Source organism: Pseudomonas fluorescens (assembly GCF_000802965.1).
Taxonomy (GTDB): domain Bacteria; phylum Pseudomonadota; class Gammaproteobacteria; order Pseudomonadales; family Pseudomonadaceae; genus Aquipseudomonas; species Aquipseudomonas fluorescens_A.
Genome location: NZ_JSAK01000021.1, coordinates 33,730 through 60,163, shown reverse-complemented (window position 1 = coordinate 60,163; position 26,434 = coordinate 33,730). Strand labels below are relative to the sequence as shown.

General features: G+C 58.4%; 23 protein-coding genes. 16 read left to right on the top strand and 7 right to left on the bottom strand.

Going from position 1 to position 26,434, the window contains the following annotated elements:
* Positions 1-269 precede the first annotated feature (269 nt).
* The 5 genes from NL64_RS18710 to NL64_RS18690 all read left to right on the top strand — a co-directional run bounded on the left by NL64_RS18710 (position 270) and on the right by NL64_RS18690 (position 8,184).
* On the top strand, positions 270-2,207 hold the full coding sequence (locus NL64_RS18710; protein ID WP_034149552.1) for a DUF1302 domain-containing protein: 1,938 nt from the start codon (positions 270-272) through the stop codon (positions 2,205-2,207).
* A gap of 28 nt (positions 2,208-2,235) precedes the next feature.
* On the top strand, positions 2,236-3,600 hold the full coding sequence (locus NL64_RS18705; RefSeq protein WP_034149551.1) for a DUF1329 domain-containing protein: 1,365 nt from the start codon (positions 2,236-2,238) through the stop codon (positions 3,598-3,600).
* Positions 3,601-3,907: 307 nt separating this feature from the next.
* On the top strand, positions 3,908-6,646 hold the full coding sequence (locus tag NL64_RS18700) for a LuxR C-terminal-related transcriptional regulator (RefSeq protein ID WP_034149550.1): 2,739 nt from the start codon (positions 3,908-3,910) through the stop codon (positions 6,644-6,646).
* A gap of 88 nt (positions 6,647-6,734) precedes the next feature.
* On the top strand, positions 6,735-7,376 hold the full coding sequence (locus tag NL64_RS18695) for an MBL fold metallo-hydrolase (RefSeq protein WP_034149549.1): 642 nt from the start codon (positions 6,735-6,737) through the stop codon (positions 7,374-7,376).
* 103 nt (positions 7,377-7,479) lie between these two features.
* Positions 7,480-8,184: an OmpA family protein gene (locus NL64_RS18690; protein WP_034149548.1), complete on the top strand. Its 705-nt coding sequence runs from the start codon at positions 7,480-7,482 to the stop codon at positions 8,182-8,184.
* A gap of 195 nt (positions 8,185-8,379) precedes the next feature.
* Here the strand turns inward: NL64_RS18690 and NL64_RS18685 are convergent, their stop codons facing one another.
* On the bottom strand, positions 8,380-8,814 hold the full coding sequence (locus NL64_RS18685) for a YhcB family protein (protein ID WP_008060245.1): 435 nt from the start codon (positions 8,812-8,814) through the stop codon (positions 8,380-8,382).
* A 144-nt stretch (positions 8,815-8,958) separates the two neighbouring features.
* On the opposite strand from NL64_RS18685, the gene NL64_RS18680 reads away from it, so the two are divergent.
* From NL64_RS18680 to zapE, 3 genes are all read left to right on the top strand, one after another.
* Positions 8,959-9,588, top strand: a complete 630-nt coding sequence (locus NL64_RS18680; protein WP_034149547.1) for an alpha/beta hydrolase — start codon at positions 8,959-8,961, stop codon at positions 9,586-9,588.
* 24 nt (positions 9,589-9,612) lie between these two features.
* The gene (locus NL64_RS18675) at positions 9,613-10,968 is read left to right on the top strand and encodes a tryptophan--tRNA ligase (protein WP_034149546.1); all 1,356 of its coding nucleotides are present in this window, start codon (positions 9,613-9,615) and stop codon (positions 10,966-10,968) included.
* Positions 10,969-11,058: 90 nt separating this feature from the next.
* The gene (gene zapE, locus NL64_RS18670) at positions 11,059-12,153 is read left to right on the top strand and encodes a cell division protein ZapE (protein WP_034149545.1); all 1,095 of its coding nucleotides are present in this window, start codon (positions 11,059-11,061) and stop codon (positions 12,151-12,153) included.
* 154 nt (positions 12,154-12,307) lie between these two features.
* Here the strand turns inward: zapE and NL64_RS18665 are convergent, their stop codons facing one another.
* From NL64_RS18665 to NL64_RS18645, 5 genes are all read right to left on the bottom strand, one after another.
* On the bottom strand, positions 12,308-13,291 hold the full coding sequence (locus NL64_RS18665; RefSeq protein WP_034149544.1) for an asparaginase: 984 nt from the start codon (positions 13,289-13,291) through the stop codon (positions 12,308-12,310).
* Between the two features lie 78 nt (positions 13,292-13,369).
* A complete protein-coding gene (locus NL64_RS18660; RefSeq protein ID WP_034149543.1) occupies positions 13,370-14,575 on the bottom strand; it encodes a membrane protein in 1,206 nt (401 codons plus the stop codon).
* A gap of 17 nt (positions 14,576-14,592) precedes the next feature.
* Entirely contained in the window at positions 14,593-15,480 is an 888-nt protein-coding gene (locus NL64_RS18655) for a nitrilase family protein (protein ID WP_034149542.1), read from the bottom strand.
* Between the two features lie 209 nt (positions 15,481-15,689).
* A complete protein-coding gene (locus NL64_RS18650) occupies positions 15,690-17,636 on the bottom strand; it encodes a flavin monoamine oxidase family protein (protein ID WP_034149541.1) in 1,947 nt (648 codons plus the stop codon).
* A 251-nt stretch (positions 17,637-17,887) separates the two neighbouring features.
* On the bottom strand, positions 17,888-18,808 hold the full coding sequence (locus NL64_RS18645) for a GlxA family transcriptional regulator (RefSeq protein WP_172668690.1): 921 nt from the start codon (positions 18,806-18,808) through the stop codon (positions 17,888-17,890).
* A gap of 220 nt (positions 18,809-19,028) precedes the next feature.
* On the opposite strand from NL64_RS18645, the gene NL64_RS18640 reads away from it, so the two are divergent.
* Entirely contained in the window at positions 19,029-20,165 is a 1,137-nt protein-coding gene (locus tag NL64_RS18640) for an acyl-CoA dehydrogenase family protein (RefSeq protein WP_034149539.1), read from the top strand.
* 89 nt (positions 20,166-20,254) lie between these two features.
* Here NL64_RS18640 and NL64_RS18635 read toward each other — a convergent pair whose 3' ends face one another.
* Positions 20,255-21,295, bottom strand: coding sequence for an NADP(H)-dependent aldo-keto reductase (locus NL64_RS18635; protein ID WP_034149538.1), 1,041 nt, complete (start codon positions 21,293-21,295; stop codon positions 20,255-20,257).
* A 245-nt stretch (positions 21,296-21,540) separates the two neighbouring features.
* Between NL64_RS18635 and rplM the strand changes: the two genes are divergently transcribed.
* The 7 genes from rplM to NL64_RS18600 all read left to right on the top strand — a co-directional run bounded on the left by rplM (position 21,541) and on the right by NL64_RS18600 (position 26,433).
* Positions 21,541-21,969, top strand: coding sequence for a 50S ribosomal protein L13 (rplM, locus tag NL64_RS18630; RefSeq protein WP_007917032.1), 429 nt, complete (start codon positions 21,541-21,543; stop codon positions 21,967-21,969).
* Between the two features lie 14 nt (positions 21,970-21,983).
* A complete protein-coding gene (gene rpsI, locus NL64_RS18625) occupies positions 21,984-22,376 on the top strand; it encodes a 30S ribosomal protein S9 (protein ID WP_003228056.1) in 393 nt (130 codons plus the stop codon).
* Positions 22,377-22,645: 269 nt separating this feature from the next.
* A complete protein-coding gene (petA, locus tag NL64_RS18620; protein ID WP_034149537.1) occupies positions 22,646-23,239 on the top strand; it encodes a ubiquinol-cytochrome c reductase iron-sulfur subunit in 594 nt (197 codons plus the stop codon).
* Entirely contained in the window at positions 23,239-24,450 is a 1,212-nt protein-coding gene (locus NL64_RS18615) for a cytochrome b (RefSeq protein ID WP_034149536.1), read from the top strand. The genes petA and NL64_RS18615 overlap by 1 nt, the downstream gene beginning before the upstream one ends.
* Complete coding sequence (locus NL64_RS18610) at positions 24,450-25,232, top strand: cytochrome c1 (protein ID WP_034149535.1); 783 nt, start codon at positions 24,450-24,452, stop codon at positions 25,230-25,232. Before NL64_RS18615 ends, NL64_RS18610 begins: the two co-directional genes overlap by 1 nt.
* Before the next feature lie 150 nt (positions 25,233-25,382).
* Complete coding sequence (locus NL64_RS18605) at positions 25,383-26,000, top strand: glutathione S-transferase N-terminal domain-containing protein (RefSeq protein ID WP_007905304.1); 618 nt, start codon at positions 25,383-25,385, stop codon at positions 25,998-26,000.
* A gap of 16 nt (positions 26,001-26,016) precedes the next feature.
* Entirely contained in the window at positions 26,017-26,433 is a 417-nt protein-coding gene (locus NL64_RS18600) for a ClpXP protease specificity-enhancing factor (protein WP_034149534.1), read from the top strand.
* The last annotated feature ends 1 nt before the right edge of the window (position 26,434 follow it).

The following is a 26,434-nucleotide window of genomic DNA, read 5'->3' as shown; positions in this document are numbered from 1 at the left end:
ATTTTCAGCCATCCTTGTCGCGCCGACGGTTGTCGGCCTGGCGAAAGGACTGTTCCAGAGTGGCTGGCAGCTGCAAATCACACTTTAGAGGGATCAAGCACTACTACCTGCTGGCTATAGTCCGCTCAAGGATTTTTAAGAACGGAGCAAACGCACAAAACGGGGCGATGCAATTTTGGAATGATTTTGGGAAGCCTTGGCTCCCTGTCATCCACAACGTTTTTAGAAGTGCTCACTGCCATAAAAATAATGCACATGGAGAAGCGTCGATGACTTCAGTAAACCAGTTCTGGCGCCGGGCGAAACTGCCTTTGGCCGTCAGTCTTGCCTCTACGCTCGCCGGGCCAGCATTCGGCGTCAGTTTCAACGTTGGTGAAATCGAAGGTCAGTTCGACTCATCCCTGTCGATCGGTGCCAGTTGGTCTACTGAAAGTGCCAACAAGAACCTCATCGGCGTCAACAACGGCGGCCGCGGCCTGTCCCAGACCTCCGATGACGGTCACCTGAACTTCAAGAGCGGCGATACCTTCTCGAAGATCTTCAAGGGCATCCATGACCTCGAGTTGAAGTACGGCGACACCGGCATTTTCGTTCGAGGCAAATACTGGTACGACTTTGAACTGAAGGACGAAAGCCGTCCGTTCAAGGACATCAGCGACGACAATCGCAAGGAAGGCGCCAAATCCTCCGGTGGTCAGATCCTCGACGCCTTCGTCTACCACAACTACGCCATTGCCGATCAGCCGGGCTCCGTGCGTCTGGGCAAGCAGGTAGTGAGCTGGGGTGAAAGTACCTTCATCGGCGGCGGCATCAACTCGATCAACCCGATCGACGTGTCCGCGTTCCGTCGTCCTGGCGCCGAGATCAAGGAAGGCCTGATCCCGGTCAACATGTTCTACGTGTCCCAGAGCCTGACCGAGAACCTTTCGACCGAAGCGTTCTACCAGATTGAATGGGACCAGACCGTCGCCGACAACTGCGGCACCTTCTTCTCGCAACCGGACGTCATCGCCGATGGCTGCGACAACAACCTCGCGGTACTGCGCACCCGTAACGGGCTCAACGGTGCACTCGGGGCGGCGGGTCTGCCGGCCGGACTGCGCAACGCGACCCTCAACACCCTCGCCGCCCGCGGCGTGACCTGGGGTAACCCGGATGAAGGCGTGATCGTTCGTCGCGGCCCGGACCGCGATGCCCGTGACAGCGGTCAGTTTGGTGTGTCGTTCAAGTACATGTTCGATCCGCTGGACACCGAGTTCGGTGCCTACTTCATGAACTACCACAGCCGTGCGCCGATTTTCAGCGGTCACGGCGCACCGGCGAGCGCCTACAGTGGCGCTGGCCTGGTGGGCGGATTGGTCGGTGCCGGCGTTCCGGTCGGTGTCGCGGCGGGCCTTGCTCCAACCTTGCTGCCATTGGTAGTGGCGGGTAACTCCAGCTACTACGTCGAATACCCTGAAGACATTCGCCTGTATGGCCTGAGCTTCTCCACCACGTTGCCTACAGGTACTGCGTGGAGTGGTGAACTCAGCTATCGGCCGAATGCTCCGGTTCAGCTCAACACCACCGATATCCTCTACTCTGGCCTGACGCCACTGAACCCAAGCGTTTCCGTGCTCCAGGGTGCGCCTGGGCAAGACCAGCAAGGCTATCGCCGCAAGGAAGTCACCCAGCTCCAGACCACTTTGACTCACTTCTTCGACCAAGTGATGGGCGCCGAGCGTCTGACCCTGGTGGGCGAGGTTGGCTGGACCCACGTCGGCGGCCTGGAAAACAGTTCCAAGGCGCGTTATGGCCGTGACCCGAGCTACGGCCCTGGCCCATTGCCGAACAACCAGTGTGTGGCGTTGAACACCTCCACCCTGGCGGGCGGCGCGCAAAACAACGTAAGCCGTTACTGCGAAAACGACGGTTTCACCACCGCAAACTCCTGGGGCTACCGCGGTCGCGCCATCTGGGAATACAACGACGTATTCGCCGGTGTGAACCTCAAGCCGAACGTGGCTTGGTCCCATGACGTGGAAGGTTACTCGCCTGGTCCTGGCGGCAACTTCGAGGAAGGTCGCAAAGCGGTCAGCCTGGGTGTCGACGCCGAGTACCAGAACACTTACACCGCAAGCCTGGCGTACACCAACTTCTTCGACGGCAAGTACACCACCGTGGATGACCGCGACTTCGTTGCGCTCAGCTTCGGCGTGAACTTCTAAGCACTGTATTTTCAGGACGATCACACACATGAAAATAACAAAGAGTCTGTTCCACGCCGGTGTCCTGGGGTTGTCGCTGCTGGCGACCAGCGTCATGGCAGCGGTTCCTGCGGCCGAAGCGGACAAACTGGGCAAGAGCCTGACACCGATGGGCGCCGAAATGGCGGGTAACGCCGACGGTTCGATCCCGGCCTGGAAGCCATTGCCGAAGAACGCCGGTACCGTTGACAGCAAGGGTTTCCTGTCCAATCCATACGCCAGCGAAAAACCGCTGTTCACCATCACGGCGCAGAACGTCGATCAGTACAAGAACAAACTCGCCCCGGGCCAGTACGCGATGTTCAAGCGTTACCCGGAAACCTTCAAGATGCCGGTTTACCCGTCCCATCGCGGCGCTACCGTGCCGGATGACGTGTTTGCCGCTATCAAAAAGAACGCCACCAACACCAACCTGGTGTCCGGCGGTAACGGCCTGGAAAACTTCGAAACCGCCGTGCCGTTCCCGATTCCGAAAAGCGGCGTTGAAGTTATCTGGAACCACATCACCCGCTATCGCGGTGGCAGCGTGACCCGCCTGGTAACCCAGGCCACGCCGCAGCCGAACGGCTCGTTCAGCCTGGTTTACTTCCAGGACCAGTTCGTGTTCCGCGACAAGATGAAGGATTACGATCCGGCGAACCCGGGCAACATCCTGTTCTACTTCAAGCAGAAAGTGACCGCGCCGGCGCGTCTGGCCGGTGGTGTGCTGTTGGTGCACGAAACCCTCGACCAGGTGAAAGAGCCGCGTTCGGCGTGGGTCTACAACGCCGGTCAGCGTCGTGTGCGTCGTGCACCACAAGTGTCCTATGACGGGCCGGGTACCGCCGCCGATGGCCTGCGTACCTCCGACAACCTGGACATGTACAACGGTGCACCGGATCGCTACGACTGGAAACTCGAAGGCAAGAAGGAGATGTACATCGCCTCCGACGCCTACAAGCTCGACGATCCGAACCTCAAGTACACCGACATCATCAAGGCCGGTCACATCAACCAGGACCTGGCTCGTTACGAGCTGCGTCGCGTCTGGCATGTGGTTGCAACCCTGAAGGAAGGTCAGCGCCATATCTACGCCAAGCGTGATTTCTACATCGATGAAGACACCTGGCAAGCAGCGGTAATCGACCATTACGACGGTCGCAACCAGCTGTGGCGCGTTGCCGAGGCGCATGCCGAGAACTACTACGACAAGCAAGTGCCGTGGTACGCCCTCGAAGCCTTGTACGACTTGCAGTCGGGTCGTTACCTGGCGCTGGGGATGAAGAACGAAGAGAAGTCGGCGTATGACTTCGGCTTCACTGCCACCACCAGCGACTTCACCCCGGCAGCATTGCGTCAGGAGGGCGTTCGCTAACGCTTACTGAGCTGAGGCCGCATCCTCTAAAACGCCCCGACTGGTTCGGGGCGTTTTTTTTGCGTTTTACACGCTGTAGGAGCCGGTTTGCTGGCGATGGTCGTTAACGATAACGCGTGTGGTCTGGTTAAACGCGGCGCATCCATCGCCAGCAAGCCGGCTCCTACAGGTATTGCGGAGGCTGTGATCTTTTTGTTCGTAGACTTTTTGTAGCCATTTGTAGCAATAACCTTCATTCCCTCGCCGTTTACCGCTAGTCTGCGGACATCTGCAACGCCGCCACCCGCAATTCAAACAAGAGCCGGCCATGACTGATCTGTCCCCGTTACCAGGTCCTGCAAGCGTTGCTGTCGCGGCGCTGGACGAGCGCTTTTTCCGACCGCCATTGCCCGACGGCCATGTGCTGCGGCCGCGTTTGTGCGAGCGCTTGAGTGCGGGGCTCGGTGGCAGGCTGTTGTTGGTCAGTGCACCGGCGGGCTTCGGCAAGAGTTCGTTGGCAGTGGAATTTTGCCAGTCACTACCGGCGCATTGGCAAAGTCTTTGGCTGGGGTTGAGTCCACGAGACAGTGACCCCGGCCGATTCCTCGAGCGGTTACTTGAAGGCCTTCAGGACTTTTTTCCGCAACTGGGCAGGCAGTCCCTCGGCTTGCTGAAAATGCGCCAGCGGCATCAGCCATTTGCCTTCGAAGAATGGCTCGATGGTTTGCTCGACGAGTTGGCCGTACACCTGTCGACGGCGACACCACTGTTACTCGTACTCGATGATTATCATCTGGCCCAAGGGCCGGTTCTCGATCGCTGTCTGCAATTTTTCCTCAATCACCTTCCCGATGGCTTGCTGGTGATGGTCACCAGTCGACAGCGTCCGGACTGGCATCTGGCGCGGCTACGGCTGTCGCGACAATTGCTGGAGCTTCACGAGCAGGACTTGCGCCTGACCCACGATGAAGCGTTGAGCCTGCTCGACCGGCACAGCAGTTCGTTGCGCGGTGAAGCACTGGAAAGCCTGATCCAGCGTAGCGAAGGTTGGGTCGCCGGGCTGCGCTTCTGGTTACTGGCGGCGTCGGAGGCGGGCAACCACGGCGAGTTACCGCAGGCACTTCACGGCGGGGAAGGTTTGATTCGTGATTACCTGCTTGAAGAGGTGATCGATTGTCTGCCCGCCGAGGTGCAATCGTTTCTCTACGACACCGCACCCCAGGAGCGTTTTTGCAGCGAATTGTGCGACGCCGTTCGCGACGCCCATGACAGCGCCGAGATTCTGCGTTTCCTGTTGGCTCACCAAGTGTTCCTGGTGCCGCTGGACGAACATGGCCACTGGTATCGCTATCACCATTTGTTTTCCGATCTTTTGCGCACTCGACCGACCGCTCAGACAATGGTGCCGGCTGCCAGCCTGCACCTGCGCGCCTGTCGCTGGTTCAACGCCCAAGGGTTGCTCGATGAAGCGGTAGAGCAGGCGTTGCGTGCCGGGCATCTGGACGTCGCGGCGAACCTGGTGCAAAACCTTTCCGAAGAACAACTGCTGGCCGAACAAAACGTCGGCATGTTGCTGCGTTGGAAAATGGACTTGCCCGACAGCTTGCTGATCAGCACACCACGGTTGATCGTGCTCTACAGCTGGGCGTTGGGACTGGCCTGCCAACTGGATGCCGCCGAGGAGCTGGCCAGCCATTTGAGTCGCTTCCTGCCGGCCCCGTCGGCCACTGCGCAGAAGTCGATGCTGGCGCAGTGGCTGGCCTTGAGCGGGATCATCGCTCGCGGGCGTGGCAACCGCGAACTCACGTTGCGCTATTGCACCGAAGCGCTGGATAGCCTTCCGTGCAAGCGTTACGGCCAGCGATTGATGTGCCTCTCGACCCTGTCCAACCTGGCCATTGCCGATGGCGATTTGTGGCGTGCGCGCGGGTTGAACCGTGATTCCCTGGAGTTGGCGCAACGGGTCGGCAACCCGTTGTTCGAAGCGCTGGCCCATTATGACCGCGCGCGCGTGTTGCAAGCCCGTGGGGAAATCCTTCGTTCGCTGGATGAAGTCCGACAGGGACTGCAACGCTTGCACGGGTTATCCCCGCAAAGGCTCTATGCGGTGCGCGCCCGCCTCACCTTGTACGAAGGGTTTTTGCTGGCGCTGCGTTTGCAGCCTCAAGCGGCGAGAGTGCGTTTGCAGGCTGGATTGAGCGAAGCGCGTGCCTGTCGTGACATCAGCGTGCTAATCGGCCATTGCGTGATCGCACGGCTGGAAGGCAGCAGCGGCGAATTCGCCAAGGCCTTCGCCGAGCTCGCCGAAGCCGAACGGCTGATGCACATCTGGGACGTGCCGCCGATCTACTATCTGGCCATGATCACCCTGGTCAAATGCGAGCTCTGGTTGGCCCAGGGGCGTACGGACCTGGCGGAAGCCTGGCTGACACGATTAGGTCAGACGTATAACGGCGAACACCCGGCAGCGCCTCCGGAATTCCACCCGCAATTGCCGCTGCATATCGAATTGCAACAAGCGTTGCTGGAGGTTATTCAGGCGCAACCGATGCTGGCCGAAGGGCGTCTGAATGCGCTGCTCGAACAGGGTCAGAAAAGTGGCCGGCAATTGCTCAGTGCGATGGCGCTCACGCAAAAAGTCTCGCTGTTACTGGGCAGCGGTCGTGAACCCGAGGCGCGCAAGGCGCTGGCTCTGGCACTGGATGCCGCCGCCGGCGGCGTATTGCAACCGTTTGACGGCTTGTTGACCGAGCATCCGGACTGGTTGCGTGGGCAACTTCAAATCTGTGCAGCGAGCACCGTATCCCAAGATCTCGCAGAAAAACTTCCGACCGTGGCGGCGCGCCAGGCGATGGAACCGGCTGCGGCGACCGAACAACTCAGCACCCGGGAATTGGCCGTCCTGCGCCTTATCGCCCAAGGTTGCTCGAATCAGGAAATCAGCGATCAGCTGTTTATTTCGCTGCACACGGTTAAAACCCATGCCAGCCACATCAACAGCAAGCTTGGGGTCGAGCGGCGTACGCAGGCGGTGGCGCGGGCCAAAGAGTTGGGGGTGTTGGGCTAGGGGTGAAATTTAAGTTACAGATTGCGATAAATAGTCGGGTGCCGATTTGTGCGAACATTGCCCATCCCTGTTTATCGAGCACCCACCGATGTCTCAGCAACCCGCCCTTATCCGCGAAACCTTCCCCGTCGGCCCGTTGCAGTGCAACTGCACGATCATCGGCGATCCGGTAACGAAAAAGGCCATCGTTGTCGATCCGGGTGGTAATCACGAACTGATCCTCGCTCGGCTCGATGCCCTCGGCCTGAAAGTGGTCAGCATCATCCATACCCATGCGCACCTCGATCATTTCCTCGCCTCCGGCCAACTGAAAGAGAAAACCGGCGCGACCCTGCACTTGCACAAGGAAGATCAATTCCTCTGGGACAATCTGGAAATGCAGTGCCAGATGTTCGGTGTGCCCTATACGCCGGTGCCCTCGCCGGACCGCTGGCTGGCGGACGATGAAGAGTTGGCGTGCGGTTGCGGCGTGGCATTGCACACGCCGGGTCACACACCGGGCTCCATGAGCTTCTGGTTTTCCGACGCCAAGCTGCTGATTGCCGGTGACACGCTGTTCAAACGTGGGGTAGGGCGTACGGATTTGTGGGGTGGGGATCAGGCCACCATCGTGCGCTCGATCAAGCAGCGCTTATACACGCTCGACGAGGAGGCGACCGTGGTGACCGGCCACGGTCCAGACACCCGTCTTGGCGATGAAATGCGTGAGAATCCGTTTGTTCGCGCCTGATTTGTAACGGGCGGAATTTTTGACCTGCAAAGCGATCCAACGCCCGCAAAGGGCCAATGCTTAAGTCCCTTGCACCATAGAATGCAAAAAGTAGGAGCTCTTCATGTTCACCACGCGTCGTTTGATTATTGTCGCTACCGCTGTGGCCTTGCTGTCTGGCTGCGCCTCGCCTAACCCTTACGACAACCAGGGTCAAGCTGATGGCGGCTCCCAAGGTATGAGCAAAACTGCCAAATACGGTGGCCTCGGCGCTCTCGCCGGTGCTTTGGCCGGTGCGGCCATCAACCACGATAACCGTGGCAAGGGGGCGTTGATTGGTGCTGCCGTCGTCGGTGCTTCCGCTGCCGGTTACGGCTACTACGCTGACCAGCAAGAAAAGAAACTGCGCGCCAGCATGGCCAACACTGGTGTTGAAGTTCAACGCCAAGGCGATCAGATCAAGCTGATCATGCCGGGTAACATCACGTTCGCTACCGACTCGGCGAATATCGCTCCAAGCTTTTACCAGCCGCTGAACAACCTGGCCGGTTCGTTGAAAGAGTTCAACCAGAACCAGATCGAAATCGTCGGCTACACCGACAGCACCGGCGCCCGCCAGCACAACATGGACCTGTCGCAGCGTCGCGCCCAGAGCGTGGCGACCTACCTGACCTCGCAAGGTGTGAGCGGCACCAACCTGAGCGCCCGTGGCGCCGGGCCGGATAACCCGGTTGCCAGCAACGGTGACGTCAATGGCCGCGCGCAGAACCGCCGCGTCGAGGTCAACCTCAAGGCGATTCCTGGTCAGCAGTACGGTGCTCAGCAGTAAGGTTCGGTTAAGCAGTACCCATAAGCTTCAGCCGTAAAAAAACCGCCCGATCTTCACAGATCGGGCGGTTTTTTTGTGTCGGGACATGCTCGCGTTTCCTATAGGAGCTGCCGCAGGCTGCGATCTTTTGTTCTTGAGCTTCTAAAAATCAAAAGATCGCAGCCTCGTTGCACTCGACAGCTCCTACAGGGGCTTTTACTTCTTCAAGCCATAATGCTCATCGAGCATGCCCGGAGCGTTCGGGGCTTTTGGCGCGTAGTCGCGCGGCGGTTCCTGATTGCGCGGCGGCGTCAGGCGTTCCCGTGGAGCCTGCGTCGCGTCGGCGTGCAGGGAGGCCAGCAGGCGTTGGCGGGTCTGCTCGTCCAGAGCCAGGCGGTTGGCACCCTCGGCGAGATGATCCTGCACTTCCTGATAGCTCGCAGTCAGTTTCTTGACCAGTGTTGCTGTGCTGTTGAAGTGGGTCACCACTTCGTTCTGATAACTGTCGAAACGTTCCTGAATATCGTCCAGCTGACGTTGCGTGCTGCTAGGCGCGGCATTCGGCGCAAGGCGAGCGATCAGGAATCCAATGGCGACACCCACAACCAGGGCAAGAGTCGGCAACAACCAAACTAAGAGCGAGTGTTCCACGAGTCCTTCCTCTATAAACGGCTTTGCTTTACGTTAACGGCTCGAACCTGCGCTGTATACCGCGATTCACTCGCAATAGACAGCTACAGACAATTTGCTAGACGAGTCGACCCGATTCGAGGTCACGGAGTTCCTTCCTTGCTTATGCGCGAAACCCCTGTAGTGATTGATGGCCCGGTCGGCCAACTGGAAGCACTTTACCTGGACAGTGAACAACCGCGCGGCCTCGCGCTGATCTGCCATCCGAACCCGGTGCAAGGTGGCACCATGCTCAACAAAGTGGTCTCGACCCTGCAGCGCACCGCGCGCGACGCCGGTTTGATCACCCTGCGCTTCAACTATCGTGGCGTCGGCGCCAGCGAAGGCTCGCACGACATGGGCACCGGTGAAGTCGATGACGCCCAGGCTGTCGCCGAGTGGATTCGCGCCAAACACCCGCAATTGCCGCTGACGCTGTTCGGTTTTTCCTTCGGCGGATTTGTTGCAGCAAGTCTCGGCGGACGTCTGGAAGCGCAGGGCGAGCAGCTCAAGCATTTGTTTATGGTCGCGCCGGCGGTCATGCGCCTGGGGGATCAGGACCAACTGCCGCAGCAGGGCGAACTGACCTTGATCCAGCCGGAAACCGACGAAGTGATCGATCCGCAGCTGGTTTACGAATGGTCTGACAAGCTCGAACGTCCCCATGAGCTGCTGAAAGTGGCAGAATGCGGACACTTTTTTCATGGCAAGCTGACCGATCTCAAGGATCTGATCCTGCCGCGTCTCTCGAATTGATTGCAGTCTGACAAGCGATTACCCATGACGACTCGTACCCGTATCCTCACCGGCATCACCACCACCGGCACGCCGCACCTGGGCAACTACGCTGGCGCCATCCGCCCGGCGATCGTCGCCAGCCGTGACAGCAATGCCGATTCGTTCTACTTCCTGGCCGACTACCACGCCCTGATCAAATGCGATGACCCGCTGCGCATCCAGCGCTCGCGCCTGGAAATCGCCGCGACCTGGCTGGCCGGTGGCCTGGATGTGGACCGCGTGACGTTCTACCGCCAGTCCGACATCCCGGAAATCCCTGAGCTGACCTGGCTGCTGACCTGCGTTGCCGCCAAAGGCCTGCTCAACCGCGCCCACGCTTACAAGGCTTCGGTGGACAAGAACGTCGAAACCGGCGAAGACCCGGATGCGGGTATCACCATGGGCTTGTACAGCTACCCGGTGCTGATGGCCGCGGACATCCTGATGTTCAACGCGCACAAGGTGCCGGTCGGTCGCGACCAGATCCAGCACGTGGAAATGGCCCGGGACATTGGCCAGCGCTTCAACCACCTGTTCGGTCAGGGCAAAGAATTCTTCACCATGCCTGAAGCGCTGATCGAAGAAAGCGTGGCCACGCTGCCGGGTCTCGATGGCCGGAAAATGTCGAAGAGCTACGACAACACCATTCCGTTGTTCAGCAGCGCCAAAGAGATGAAGGACGCGATTTCGCGGATCGTCACCGACTCCCGTGCACCAGGCGAAGCGAAAGATCCGGACAACTCGCACCTGTTCACCCTGTTCCAGGCGTTCGCCACCCCGACTCAGGCTGACGAGTTCCGCAGTGAATTGTTGGGTGGTCTGGGTTGGGGCGAGGCGAAGAACCGTCTGTTCCAACTGTTGGATAACGAACTGGGCGAGTCCCGCGAGCGCTACAACCAGTTGATCGAGCGTCCGGCAGACCTGGAAGACATCCTGCAACACGGTGCGAAAAAGGCCCGTGCGGTCGCGACGCCGTTCCTCAACGAATTGCGCGAGGCGGTGGGCCTGCGTTCTTTCGTGGCCCAGGCCCAAGTCGCTGCCACGACTAAGAAGAAAGCCGTGAAAGCCGCGCGTTTCGTCAGCTTCCGCGAAGACGACGGCAGTTTCCGCTTCCGTCTGCTGGCGGCTGATGGCGAGCAACTGTTGTTGTCGCGCAACTTTGCCGACGGCAAAACCGCAGGCCAGGTGACCAAACAACTGCAATCGGGCCAGCCACTGGACGTACGCAGTGAAGACCTGAGCTTCAGCGTCTGGCTCGAAGGCGAGTGCGTCGGCGACAGCCCGGCGTTCGCTGACAGCACCGCCCGTGATGCTGCAATCGAAGCCTTGCGGATTGCTCTGACACCGGTTCAGGAATAATCAACGGCTCGGCCCGACCAAGGGCTGATTGCCATTCCCACGGGCCATCGCTACAGTGACGGCCCGTTTTTGTTGCCTTGCTAACGAATTATGACGCCCCTAGAACGATATCAAGCTGATCTGAAACGCCCGGAATTCTTCCATGACGCTGCGCAGGAAACGGCTGTGCGTCATTTGCAGCGCCTGTACGACGACCTGGTCGCGGCCGAGCAGAACAAACCGGGCCTGCTGGGCAAACTGTTTGGCAAGAAGGATCAGACCCCGGTCAAGGGCCTGTACTTCTGGGGCGGCGTAGGTCGCGGCAAGACTTACCTGGTCGACACTTTCTTTGAGGCGCTGCCGTTCAAGGAAAAGTCCCGTACTCACTTCCACCGCTTCATGAAGCGCGTGCACGAAGAGATGAAGACCCTGGGCGGCGAGAAAAACCCGCTGACCATCATCGCCAAGCGTTTCGCCACCGAAGCCCGGGTGATCTGCTTTGATGAATTCTTCGTTTCCGACATCACCGACGCGATGATCCTGGGCACGCTGATGGAAGAGCTGTTCAAGAACGGCGTGACCCTGGTCGCGACCTCGAACATCGTGCCGGACGGCTTGTACAAGGACGGCCTGCAACGTGCGCGCTTCCTGCCGGCCATTGCGCTGATCAAGCAGAACACCGAGATCGTCAACGTCGACAGCGGCGTCGATTATCGTCTGCGTCACCTCGAACAAGCGGAACTGTTCCACTTTCCGCTCGATGAAGCTTCCCACGAAAGCCTGCGCAAGAGCTTCCGCGCACTGACGCCGGAATGCACCGCTGCGGTCGAAAACGACGTGCTGATGATCGAAAACCGCGAAATCCGCGCCGTGCGCACCTGCGATGACGTGGCCTGGTTCGACTTCCGCGAACTGTGCGATGGCCCGCGCAGCCAGAACGATTACATCGAACTCGGCAAGATTTTCCACGCCGTGTTGCTCAGCGGCGTCGAGCAGATGAGCGTCACCACTGACGACATCGCCCGTCGCTTCATCAACATGGTCGACGAGTTCTACGACCGTAACGTGAAGCTGATCATTTCTGCTGAAGTCGAGCTCAAGGACCTCTACACCGGTGGCCGCTTGAACTTCGAGTTCCAGCGTACCCTGAGCCGTCTGCTGGAAATGCAGTCCCACGAATTCCTGTCCCGGGCGCATAAGCCGTAGGATAATTCGGAAAATGAAAAGGCCTGCGATTGCAGGCCTTTTTTATGCCTTGTCCCCCTTGCTGCTAACTCGACCGCAACTGTAGGAGCCGGCTTGCTGGCGATTTCAACGACGCGGTGTGTCAGTCACACCGCCATCGCTGGCAAGCCTGCTCCTACAGAGAATGGCTGAGAAAGCGTGCCACCTCATGCTGCCGCTGACAGCCAAGCAGCAACCAAAGCAGCACTCTTGCTTTGCGCGGGCACAGAAATCCCGCCATTTGTGCACCCTTGCGACTCAGGTCCATCTCACTGCCCACAAAACCATAGGTGGATTGCGCGGTAGAGCCGGAGCCGGTGCGGGACGCAATGATCACGGGGATTTTTTCGGCGATGTGCTCGATCACTTCGGCCCATTTGTGCGAGACGTGCCCGGCACCGAAGCCGGCGATTACCAGTCCGTCGTAACCCAGTTCGGGGATGTTTTCCAATATCAGCGTATCGGCGGACAGCGACGCCTCCAGCAGCGCGACTTTCTGAATGGCGTATTGCGGCAAGGGTAAACAGATGCGCTCGGCGGGCTGCCGAAAATAGCGCGCGACGTCTTCCACGAGCAGGCCGGCGGGGCCGAAAACGGGCGAAGAGAACGCCTGCAACGCCAGGGAATCGGTTTTGCGAACGTGGCTAGCCTGATGAATTTGCCCGTTCATCACGACCTGAACACCGCGTTGTCGACTGCAATCAGCCAGGGCGACACGGCAAGCATCCAGCAGATTCGCTGGTCCATCGGCGCCTGCCTGTTTGGCTGAACGCATGGCGCCGGTTAGAACCAAGGGTTCGTCGCAGTCCCACAGATAATCGAAAAACGCCGCTGTTTCTTCGAGGGTGTCGGTGCCTTGGGTGATGACAACGCCACGAGCGCCTTGCTCAACCTGGTATTTCGCCCAGGACAGGACGCTGAGCAGTATCTCGAAACTCAATGAAGCGCTAGGCAGCAGGCCGAGTGTTTCGACGGTGACCCGGGCCAGCGCCGACAATTCTGGTACGGCGGCCAGCAGGGTTTCGCCGCTGACGGTGGGAATTACGCCTTCACCGGCATTCCTGGCTTGCATGCTCACCGTACCGCCGAGCGCCGCGATCGCCAGTTTGGGCAGGTCCATTTGATACCTCGCATGTTTGTGATGAAAAAGGGCTGTATCCGCTGATGAGGCTGCGATACAGCCGAAGGGCAGGGTGCGTCAGTTGGCGATCAGCCATCCGATCAGTGGAATGATCAGCAACGTGCTGATGGCCATCGACAGGACATTACCGATGTAGGCATGCATGTCGGCCGGCAGTCGCTTGGCAATCGCACACGCCAGGGGCGGGGCGATCAACGCTCCCAGCAGTGCGCTTGAAGCGATGACCTGCCAGCTGCCGCCATGGGTCAACAGCGCCGCCGGTACTACTGACACCAGTGGAATGTAGGTGGGATACCAGCCACGCAACATCCACTGTCGACGCCAGATCATGATGCCGATGGCCGAGGTCAGCGCCTGGGCGCCGATCAGTTGGGGCAGCAGGCCCGAGCCGTAAACCGGGCTCATGGGGTTCAAGGTGTAAGCCAGTAATGCACCCAATATCAATCCGAGGCTGGCCAGCTCATTGCCGAAGAACGGCGCCTCGGAAAAGTCGGCGAGGATCCGGCGCAGGGTCCAGAACACGCCGTAGTCTGGCGTCCGGGTGATCGTGGGGGCCGGGTCGGAAGGCTTCTCGGCAAGGTCTGAATGCACGGACTTCACCAGGCTCGGCAGGTAACGACAGAGCAGAAAGGCAAACACGCTGGCGACCGCCATGCCCGTGACATTGCCGATCACCACGGGCAAACCCAGCGGGTTGCACACGTAGTTGACGATCAGCAAACACATCGGCGTGACGAGAACGGCACCCATGATTGCGCCGTTGATCGTGACCTTCCAGCCACCGCCAAACATCAGCACCATCGCCGCTGGCAGTGAAACAAACGCGACAAAGGTCGGTTGCCAACTGTTGGCCGTCATCGTCCAGCCCCACAGCAGATTGCTCAGCAGCAGGCCCAGCAGTGAGCTGGTGATCAGCCATGGCCACAAACCGGTCCCGTAGCAAATGGCAAAACCTTGCCAGGGTTTTCCCGTGCGGTTCGCCCAGTAGGCCAGATAGGCGCCCGCCAACAACCCGATAGAGGCGAACTCGTGTTTGTAGAAAGCAACTTCGCTGATGTCGCCCAGTACCCAGCGTAACCAGGCGCTCGGCTCGGGAAATGCTGAGACCATGTCGCTGTAGCCTGGCCAGTGGGCCGACCAGAAAGAACGGTTGCTGAAAGACAGCCAGACAATCAGCAGAACCGTGCCAATCATCAGCAGGATGATCGCCGTATCAACGGGCGAACGGTGCGCGAGCCGGTTTTTCTCGGAGGTGATGTCCATGTTGTATGTCTCCTGTTTCAACGTGGGAGACATGGGTGTTGGGTGTAACCGAGCATTTGATCGTAGAGATCGGCCCGGCGATCGCGATGCAGATCGTTCAGGTTGTTCCAGATCGGGGCGCTGCGGGAGCTGGTCAGGTCGATATCGGCAAACAGGATTTCCTGCTGATCTGCCGAGGCCACTTCGCCAATCGGCCAGCCGTTGGTCCCGGCGATCAGCGAGCAACCCAGATACCGAGCGCCGCGCTCCTCACCAATCCTGCTCGCCGCCGCGATAAACACGTTGTTGACGTGGGCGGCGGTCATCGTCAGATACGACGCCATGCACTTGCCGGCATCGTCGAACAGCGGCGGCGGTGTCCAGACCCAGTTGTTCAGGCTGCAAATGATGTCGGCGCCCTGCTGGCTGAGGATCCGTGGCACTTCCGGAAACCAGATGTCCCAGCAGATCAACAAACCGATACGGCCGATGGGCGTGTCAAAAACCGGAAAACCGACGTTGCCCGGGGTGAACCAGAGCTTTTCCAGGTTCCACAAATGGGCTTTGCGGTACTTGCCGATAAACCCGTCCGGCCCGACCAGAACGCCGGTGTTGAAGAGCTGCATGCCATCGCGCTCAGTCAGACCGGCCACGAGGTAGACACTGTGCTCGCGGGCGAAATCCATCCAGGCCTTTACGCTCGGCCCGCCGGGGACGGCCTCCGAATGGTCAAAGGCATTCTGCCGATTGCTGAAGAAATACCCGGTGCTGGAGAGCTCGGGGAGCACGATGAGATTAGCGCCGCCGTTTACGGCTTCCAGCGCCAATTCCAAGCTGCGACGCAGGTTGCCTTCACGTTTTTCAACGCCGACTTGTGGATCGAATTGCACGACTGCTACACGAACAGGGCTTGTTGGCTCACTCATTCCCGATAACCTCTTTTTTATTGTTATTCACGCTGTTGAACTGCCTGTTTATAAGAGTTGAATCGGGTGTTGCGCGTAAGTCAGCAGCTTCCGGTAAGGCTGTAGTCCTTATCCGAAGATGCATCGGCGGGCGCTTTGAAGGGGTCGCCTAGAAGAGGCGCGCAGGTAGAGCCAATGCACGTCGTGCATGGCTCTGGACAGGTGATGGGTCAGGCTTTGAGCTGGTAGTGCGGGTAGTCACTCATGGAAAACCCGCCGTTGAACGTCGCAGCGGTTTTGTTGCAAATGTGAATGACCGCATCGACGGCGCCGCGAAAGCACGGCTCGGTCCATCCGGCGTCGACTGAAAATGATTCGCCGGAAAAATACAGGCCTGAAACATGCGCGAAGTCCCGGTTGTACTTCATCAGGCTGACTGCGTCGAAGTAGGTGCCGGGGCGATACAGCTTTGCGCAGCCCAGCGCATTTTTATCGGTGATCCAGCGCTGGACCACAGCTTGATCAATGCCGATGTAAGGCGAGATTTTCTCCCGGATATTGGCGGCGTTCATGAGGATGCGATCCAGCTCTTTGGCGCATTTGCTCACGAGTTCCTTGTCACTGAATGAGGCGAGTTTGGTGGCGTCGTCCTCCCAGGTGTAACTCAGGAGGATGCAGTCATAGCTGTAGTTTTCGTTGTAGCGGTAGGTGTAGACGTCGTGAATGAAACTGTCGGTGACGATGGCTTGCGGGATGTTGGTGTTCTTAGACAGAAATGATTTTTTCAGCGGTGCATAGACTTTGCAGCTGGTCTCCCAGTGAGCGGTTTTATAGGCATTGATGGTCTCGAACGGCAGCATTTCCTGGGTGAAGTTTTCCAGCGTGATTCGTGTTTCGATCAGCCAGGAGGGAAGCGTCACTATGACCGAATCAAAGTCATCGAAGTGTTCCTGGGTTTGCTCGGGTTGGCTGTGTTTCCAGTTGAAGTAGACGCGTGTTTTCTGGTTGCTCAGTTTCTTTAGTTTGGTGACGGATGAGTCGGTGAGCAATCCGTTGCTTCGTTCGCGGCTATGGTCGTAGACGGACTTTCCGGTTTCGTCGAGATTCATGAATAGCAAACATTCATCCAGCGCGGCGAGTCCGATGTAGCGGGGCTTGTCGAAACTCCTCCCTGTCGAATCAAAAACCGCTTCGCTGTGCAGGTGCGGTGAGGTCAGGGGATCACCGTTGGTGTCGACCCGGCCGTGTATCAGTTGCAACTGGCTGCTGAAGCCAAAAATGGCCGTGCGCAACGGATAGAGGCAGCAGACGTCGTAAAAGGCTCCCCAACTGCCGTCACCAATGCCGATCGCATAGAAAATCGCTGACTCTTCTGCGGACATACCCATGCCGCCAAAGTCGCCGGGTGAATGCTTATCCCAGGCCTCCAGGGCCGGCATGCTGACCAGGTCGCGGAACGAAACGCTCTCGTATTTTTTGACGATGGCGGCCCACATGGCTTCCCATTCCTGACTGGCGTAAAGCTCGGCCACGTGCCGGGTCATGCGATCGGCAAAAGCCTTCCATTTGGCGTAGACCCTTTGCAATTCTTTGCCGGGAGGCGGGGTAGATCCATCGGCGTTCTTCCAGATCAACATCTGCGGCGTCGCTCCGCCGCCCATGCTGCCCTCCCGAAGATAAATGCCGGTCGAGTGGACCCACTGGCTTCCGGGGTTGGCAAAGTCTGAGAACGCCAGGTCGAATGTTTTGGCGTAGTAAGCCATCAGCGACCGGCCTTCGGTCGGTGGCTCGTCCGCACGGTTGAAGAACGGCATGCGCATGGCGCCCATCTCGAACGGAGTATGGCTTTGCGTGGAGTGTGGGCTGCCAGGAACGGTCAGGTGCCTGCCGCCAATGCGCGTCGATTGTTCGATGAGGGTGATATGGGTGAAACCGCAGCGATACAGTTCCCTGGCGGCGGTCAGGCCGGTTACACCGGCGCCAATGATGCAGATCCTATGGCTTGGGTCCGTTGCCCTGGCGATGCCGTTTTCCTGCTCGACCAGTGCTCGATAGTCGAAGCACAAGTCTGGAGGGTTGGGGAAACGGGCAGCCCATTTGTTGGTGGTCGAACGCTTGATGCGCGCGCCGTCCCTGGTCACGTATGCGGGGTAGTTGTAGCTTGATCCGATGGTCACTGTTGATCTTCCCTGTCAGCACTGATGGTGTTTGCAGGGAGAAATGTTGGAGATTTTGCGGGTTGGCGTACATGAGCCAAATCGGCTTCTTCAGGCCTCCGCATTCGGTTTTTTGCGTAGGAAAGTGAGCAATACCGAGGCCCCTGTAGGAGTTCAGCCTGCTCGCGATAGCGGTGTGTCAGTCGACACTAATATTTCTGATAAATCGCTATCGCGAGCAGGCTCGCTCCTACAGGAGGCGGGCTATGTGTTTATGCCGCTTGCTGGAACTGCTGCCGATACTGGTTCGGCGACAGTTCCGTGTGCTGGCGGAACAGCCGCGCAAAGAAGCTGGCATCGTCGTAGCCGACTTCATAGCTGATGGTCTTGATGCTCTTGCGGCTGCCGGACAACAGGCCCTTCGCGGTTTCGATACGCAGGCGTTGCAGGTAGTGCAGCGGCTTGTCGCCGGTGGCGGTCTGGAATCGCCGCATGAAGTTGCGGATGCTCATGCCGTGTTCGCGGGCGACGTCTTCGAAGCGGAACTTGTCGGCGAAGTGCTCTTCGAGCCAATGCTGGATCTGCAGGATGATCACGTCCTGGTGCAGCTTCTGCCCGCCGAAGCCGATTCGTCCCGGCGAATAGCTGCGCTGCACTTCGTAAAGAATGTCCCGCGCTACGGCCTGGGACACATTGGCACCGCAGAAACGTTCGATCAGGTAGACGTACAGATCGCATGCCGAGGTGGTGCCGCCGGCGCAATACAGGTTGTCGGCGTCGGTCAGGTGTTTGTCCTGATTGAGCTGAACCCGTGGGAAGCGTTCGGCGAAGGCGTTGAAGAAGCGCCAGTACGTAGTCGCTTCCTTGCCGTCGAGCAACCCTGCCTCGGCCAGCCAGAACACGCCAGTGGCCTCGCCGCACAGCACCGCGCCGCGCGCATGTTGCTGGCGCAGCCAAGGCAGGACTTGTGGATAACGTTGGCACAGGGTTTCAAAGTCGTCCCAGAACGCGGGGATGACGATGATGTCCGCATTCTCCAGTCCGCCGTCCACGGGGATAACGACATCGCTGAAGGTGTTCACGGGTTTGCCGTCGGGACTGACAAGCCGTGTTTCGAACGCCGGAGTCAGGCCGTGACCCAGTTGTTTGCCGTAGCGCAGGCTGGCGAGATGGAAGAAATCCTTGGCTTGCATGAGGGTGGAAGCGAATACCCGGTCGAAGGCCAGGATGCAGACGCGCCGCAGGGGCGTGGAGGCTTGGTTAGACATAATTCAACTTTATTCTTATAGGGGAAAGTGGTCACCAGACGGCTGGATCGTCTTATTTTTTGTCGGATGTGTCCAGTGTCCTGTATCGGACGCGGGGCTTAGTCTCTGAAGGTCCACTTCTTCTAAAAATAACGACAGGTGCCGCATGATTCCCAGAACCTTGTTCAGTTCCGAGCACGAACTTTTTCGCGACAGCGTGCGAACGTTCCTCGAAAAAGAGGCGGTGCCGTTTCATGCGCAATGGGAAAAACAGGGCTACATCGACCGTCAACTGTGGAACAAGGCAGGGGAGGCGGGGATGTTGTGTTCGCACTTGCCGGAAGAGTACGGCGGGTTGGGGGCGGACTTTCTTTACAGCGCGGTGGTGATCGAAGAGGTGGGGCGCCTGGGGCTGACCGGGATCGGTTTCTCCCTGCATTCGGACATCGTGGCGCCGTACATCCTGCATTACGGCAGTGAAGCCCTGAAGCACAAGTACCTGCCGAAACTGGTCTCCGGGGAGATGGTCACCGCTATCGCCATGACCGAGCCGGGCGCCGGTTCCGACCTGCAAGGGGTGAAGACCACGGCGGTGCTGGATGGCGACGAGTACGTGATCAACGGCTCGAAAACCTTTATCACCAACGGCTTCCTCGCCGATCTGATGATTGTCGTTGCCAAGACCGATCCGAAGGCGGGTGCGAAGGGCACCAGTCTGTTTCTGGTGGAAGCCGACACGCCGGGCTTCGACAAGGGCAAGCGTCTGGAAAAAGTCGGCATGAAAGCCCAGGACACGTCGGAGTTGTTCTTTCAGGACGTCCGCGTGCCCAAGGAAAACCTGCTGGGGCAGGCAGGCATGGGCTTCGCCTATCTGATGCAGGAATTGCCCCAGGAGCGCCTCACCGTGGCCATTGGCGGGTTGGCCTCAGCTGAAGCTGCGCTGCAATGGACGCTGGATTACACCCGTGAGCGCAAAGCGTTTGGCAAAGCGATTGCGGACTTCCAGAACACTCGATTCAAACTGGCGGAGATGGCAACGGAAATTCAGATCGGCCGGGTGTTTGTCGACCGCTGTCTGGAACTGCACCTGCAAGGCAAGCTCGACGTGCCGACGGCGGCGATGGCCAAATACTGGGGCACCGACCTGCAATGCAAGGTGCTCGACGAGTGCGTGCAGTTGCATGGCGGCTACGGTTTCATGTGGGAATACCCGATTGCCCGGGCATGGGCGGATGCGCGAGTGCAGCGGATTTATGCGGGGACCAATGAAATCATGAAGGAGATTATTGCCAGGTCTCTGTAGAAGGTAGCTTGCTGGCGATTGGGGCGGCGCGGTCCGAATGGGCACCGCGTCGGCTTGATCGCCAGCAAGCCGGCTCCTACAGGTACGGCTTACGGCGCAGGATTCGGATGATCCTTGTGGATCGCCTCAATCCCTTCCAACACTTCCTCCGACAGCTTCAAGTCGAAACTGGCGATGTTGCTGTCCAGCTGCTCAAGCGTAGTTGCACCAATGATGTTGCTGGTCACGAACGGCTGCTGCGTCACGAAGGCCAGTGCCATCTGCGCCGGGTCCAGGCCGTGCTCGCGGGCCAATGCCACATAGCGGCTGCAGGCAGCTTCCGACTGCGGGTTGAAATAGCGGCTGAAGCGGCTGTAGAGGCTCAGGCGCCCCTTCGGCGGACGGGCGCCACCTTCGTACTTGCCCGACAGGAAACCGAACGCCAGCGGCGAATAAGCGAGCAGGCCGCATTGTTCGCGAATGGCGATTTCCGCCAGGCCGACTTCGAAACTGCGGTTGAGCAGGTTGTACGGGTTCTGGATCGACACCGCGCGCGGCCAGCCACGGGCTTCGGCCAGGGCGAGGAAACGCATGGTGCCCCACGGGGTTTCGTTGGACAGGCCGATGTGGCGGATCTTGCCGGCTTTGACCTGTTCGTCGAGCGCTTCGAGAGTGTCTTCCAGCGGCGTCAGGTTGGATTCGATCTTGTGCTTGTAGCCCAACTGGCCGAAAAAATTGGTGCTGCGCTCCGGCCAGTGCAACTGGTACAGGTCGATGTAATCGGTCTGCAAGCGCTTGAGGCTGGCGTCCACCGCTTCGGTGATGTGCTGTCGATTGTGCCGAAGGTTCTTGTCGCGGATGTAGTCGATGGTGTTGCCGGGTCCGGCGATCTTGCTGGCCAGGATCCAGTCGGCACGATCACCACGGCTCTTGAAGTAATTGCCGATGTAGCGTTCGGTGGTGGCGTAGGTTTCGGCCTTGGGCGGCACCGGATACATTTCGGCGGTGTCGATGAAATTGATCCCGGCTTCCTTGGCCCGTTCGATCTGGGCGAAGGCTTCAGCCTCCGTGTTTTGCTCACCCCAGGTCATGGTTCCGAGGCAGATGGCACTCACGTTGAGGTTGGTCCGGCCTAGCTGGCGATAGTCCATCGGGTGCTCCTTGGGCAAAACAATCATAAAAGCAGGTTGAATTATTTTTCGCAATCTGCATAATTGCGCACCTCTTTCTGCAGTGGAAGTGATGCGCCGCCGCCGAAGAATCTTGCCGTTGAACGGACGCGCCGACCCGAGCCCCCGAAAGCGTCTGTATCCGGCTGCCTTTGACTTGTCAAAGTACGCACTATTCAGTAAGATCCGCCGTCTAATTTACAGGGCGGCCCCTGAGGCTATAAAGAATGAAAACTTTTACTGCTAAACCAGAAACAGTAAAGCGCGACTGGTTTGTCGTCGACGCTGCTGGTCAGACCCTGGGTCGTCTGGCCACCGAAATCGCGAGCCGTCTGCGTGGCAAGCACAAGCCTGAGTACACTCCTCACGTTGACACCGGCGACTACATCGTCGTAATCAACGCCGAGCAGATCCGTGTTACCGGTGCTAAAACCACTGACAAAATGTACTACTCCCACTCCGGTTTCCCGGGCGGCATCAAGTCGATCAACTTTGAAAAGCTGATCGCCAAGGCCCCTGAGCGCGTGATCGAGACCGCGGTTAAAGGCATGCTGCCTAAAAACCCACTGGGTCGCGACATGTACCGTAAGCTGAAAGTCTATGCGGGCGCTGCACACCCACATACTGCTCAGCAGCCCCAAGAACTGAAGTTTTAACGGAATAGTACATTATGTCGGCGACTCAAAATTACGGCACTGGCCGTCGCAAGACCGCAACCGCACGCGTTTTCCTGCGTCCGGGTACTGGTAACATCTCCATCAACAACCGTTCGCTGGATAATTTCTTCGGCCGCGAAACTGCCCGCATGGTAGTTCGTCAGCCGCTGGAATTGACTGAGACTGTCGAGAAGTTCGACATCTACGTCACCGTGATCGGCGGTGGTGTAAGTGGTCAAGCTGGCGCAATCCGCCACGGCATCACTCGCGCTCTGATGGACTACGACGAGACTCTGCGCAGCGCTCTGCGTAAAGCCGGCTTCGTAACCCGCGATGCACGTGAAGTTGAACGTAAGAAAGTTGGTCTGCGTAAAGCGCGTAAGCGTCCGCAGTACTCGAAGCGTTAATTCGTTTCCACGTTCAAAAAAAGAACGCCCAGTTTCCTCACGGAGCTGGGCGTTTTTTTATGCGTGCGATTTATCAAAGAATTGCGCTGTGACAACTTGCCACACGCGCAGAGCCCCTATACTGCAAGGCTTGGGAGTGGCGCCTCGGGGTAATTACCTTGTCAGAATTGGGGCTTTTCATTACCATTCGGCAAAATTTTTATAAGTACATAGATTTACTTAGTAGATGCCTGATTTAACAGGCCACAAAGCTGATGGGAGAGGACTGAATGAGCAATGACGGCGTGAATGCAGGCCGGCGTCGCTTCTTGGTAGCAGCCACATCCGTGGTGGGTGCTGCAGGAGCGGTGGGGGCTGCGGTCCCGTTCGTGGGGTCATGGTTTCCCAGTGCCAAGGCGAAAGCCGCAGGTGCACCGGTGAAAGTGAATGTCAGCAAAATCGAGCCAGGCCAGCAGATGATTGCTGAGTGGCGCGGCCAGCCGGTATTCATCGTCCGCCGTACGCAGGAAATCCTGGGGAATCTGAAGAAGATCGAGGGCCAGTTGTCTGACCCGACCTCCAAGAACTCGACTCAACCAACCTATGTCGATCCGGAAACCCGTTCGATCAAACCTGAGGTTCTGCTGCTGATTGGTATCTGCACGCACCTCGGTTGCTCGCCGACATTCCGTCCTGAAGTCGCCCCCGCTGACCTGGGCAAGGACTGGGTAGGTGGCTATTTCTGCCCTTGCCACGGCTCCCACTACGACCTGGCTGGTCGCGTCTACAAGTCGCAACCTGCGCCTTTGAACCTGCCAGTTCCCCCGCATTCCTATGAGACCGATGACATCATTGTCGTTGGCGTCGATACGGAGAAAGCGTGATGAGCAAGTTCATGGATTGGGTTGATGCGCGCTTTCCCGCCACCAAAATGTGGGAAGACCATCTCAGCAAGTATTACGCCCCGAAGAACTTCAACTTCTTCTATTTCTTTGGATCCCTCGCGCTGCTCGTTTTGGTCAACCAGATCGTCACCGGTGTCTGGCTGACCATGAGCTACACCCCGTCGGCGGAAGAAGCGTTTGCTTCTGTCGAATACATCATGCGCGACGTCGAGTACGGCTCGATCCTGCGTCTGTTGCACTCCACCGGCGCTTCCGCGTTCTTCATCGTGGTCTATCTGCACATGTTCCGTGGCCTGCTCTACGGTTCGTACCAGAAGCCGCGTGAGCTGGTGTGGGTCTTCGGCATGCTGATCTACCTGGCGTTGATGGCCGAAGCCTTCATGGGCTATCTGCTGCCATGGGGCCAGATGTCCTACTGGGGTGCCCAGGTGATCATCTCGCTGTTCGGTGCGATCCCGGTCATCGGTAACGACCTGACCCAGTGGATCCGTGGTGACTACCTGATTTCCGGTATCACCCTGAACCGCTTCTTCGCCCTGCACGTCGTTGCCTTGCCGATCGTGATTCTCGGTCTGGTGGTGCTGCACATCCTGGCGCTGCACGAAGTCGGTTCGAACAACCCTGACGGCGTGGACATCAAGAAACACAAAGACGAAAACGGTATTCCGCTGGACGGCATCGCCTTCCACCCGTACTACACCGTGAAAGATATCGTCGGCGTGGTGGTGTTCCTGTTCATCTTCTGCTCGATCGTGTTCTTCTTCCCGGAGATGGGTGGTTACTTCCTCGAGAAGCCGAACTTTGAAGTGGCGAACGCCTTCAAGACCCCCGAGCACATCGCTCCGGTCTGGTACTTCACCCCGTTCTACGCGATTTTGCGCGCGGTTCCGGACAAGCTCCTGGGTGTTATTGCCATGGGTGCGGCCATTGCTGTGCTATTCGTCCTGCCGTGGCTGGACCGTAGCCCGGTCAAGTCGATGCGCTACAAAGGCTGGCTGAGCAAGATCTGGCTCTGGGTATTCTGCATCTCGTTCGTGATCCTGGGTGTGTTGGGTGTTCTGGCTCCGACTCCGGGCCGTACGCTGCTGTCGCAGGTATGTACCTTCCTGTACTTCGCCTACTTCATTCTGATGCCGTTCTACACCAGGCTCGAGAAGACCAAACCGGTTCCGGAAAGGGTGACTGGCTGATGAAAAAACTATTTGCTGTATTGATGCTTGCTGCGCTGCCGGTGTTCGCTTTCGCTGCTGAACACGGTGGGCCGGAGCTGGAAAAAGTCGACATCGACGTTTCCGATAAAGCTGCCATGCAGGACGGCGCGCGTACCTTCGCCAACTATTGCATGGGCTGCCACAGCGCCAAGTTCCAGCGTTACGAGCGTGTTGCCGATGACCTGGGTATTCCTCACGAACTGATGCTGGAGAAGCTGGTGTTCACCGGCGCCAAGATCGGCGACCACATGAACATCGGCATGCAGCCGGCTGACGCCAAGACCTGGTTCGGTGCTGCACCGCCCGACCTGACCCTGGTGGCTCGCGTCCGCGGTACTGACTGGCTCTACGGTTACCTGAAGTCGTTCTACGAAGATCCGTCGCGCCCATGGGGTGTGAACAACAAGGTCTTCCCGAACGTGGGTATGCCTAACGTCCTGGTGGGCCTGCAAGGTCGTCAGGTTGTCGGATGCAAACAGGTTCAGATCGTCGAAGACGGCAAGAAGCAATATGATCCGTTGACCGGTACTGCGCTGACTCATGAAGCGTGCGATCAACTGACCATCGTGCCGAAAAGCGGAACCCTCACCGAAGAGCAGTTCGATGAGAAGGTCAAGAATCTGGTAACCTTCCTGGCTTACTCGGCTAACCCGGTTAAGCTGCAACATCAGCGCATCGGTACGTACGTATTGTTGTACCTGGCGTTCTTCTTCGTATTCGCTTATTTGCTCAAGCGCGAATACTGGAAAGATGTGCACTGATAAAGCTTCAAGCAATTGCTGTTAATCGCGCGCGCCCAAGGGCGCCTCTGAAGGTGTAACGAGCCTGGTGATCCAGGCGTTACGGGAGGCGTCCTCTGGGCGCGCTCGTTTTTCCGCTCCCGATAATTTCTACAAGCGAGGAGGATCGCCATGGGCGTGACCAATCGGTTGGCCTGTTACTCCGACCCCGCCGACCACTATTCCCACCGAGTGCGAATTGTACTGGCAGAGAAGGGTGTCAGCGCCGAGATCATCTACGTGGAAGCTGGCCGTCAGCCGCCTAAACTGATCGAAGTGAACCCTTATGGCAGCTTGCCCACCCTGGTCGATCGTGACCTGGCGTTGTGGGAGTCAACGGTGGTGATGGAGTATCTGGATGAGCGTTACCCGCACCCGCCGCTATTGCCGGTTTATCCGGTGGCGCGTGCCAACAGCCGTCTGCTGATTCATCGTATTCAGCGTGACTGGTGTGGTCTGGTGGATCTGATCCTGGATTCACGGACCAAGGAAGCGGCGCGTGTGGTGGCGCGTAAAGAGCTGCGTGAAAGCCTGACGGGCGTGTCGCCACTGTTTGCTGACAAGCCATTTTTCCTCAGTGAGGAACAAAGCCTGGTGGATTGCTGCCTATTGCCAATACTCTGGCGATTGCCGATTCTGGGTATAGAACTGCCGCGGCCAGCCAAGCCGCTGCTTGATTACATGGAGCGCTCGTTTGCGCGTGAGGCTTTCCAGGCGAGTCTGTCTGGTGTCGAACGCGATATGCGCTAAGGCTTAAGGAGCCGCTATGAACTCCAGTCGACCTTATCTGGTCCGCGCGCTCTACGAGTGGATTGTGGACAACGACTGCACACCCCACATGCTGGTCAATTCCGAGTATCCCTCGGTGCAGGTGCCGCAGGGTTTTGCCAGCGATGGACAGATTGTCCTGAACGTATCGCCGCAAGCCGTGCGCCATTTGCACATGGATAATGAAGCGGTCAGTTTTGAAGGGCGCTTCGGTGGCGTGCCACACACGCTGTACGTGCCTATCGCATCGATCCTGGGCATCTACGCTCGGGAGAACGGTCAGGGCATGGTGTTCGATCTGGAAGCGCCTATGGGCGAAGAAGAGGATGACATCGAGCCGGATGACGATCTGCCACCGCCGGATAGCGAGCCGCCGCGGCCCAGCGGTCGGCCAAGTTTGAAGGTGGTGAAGTAAT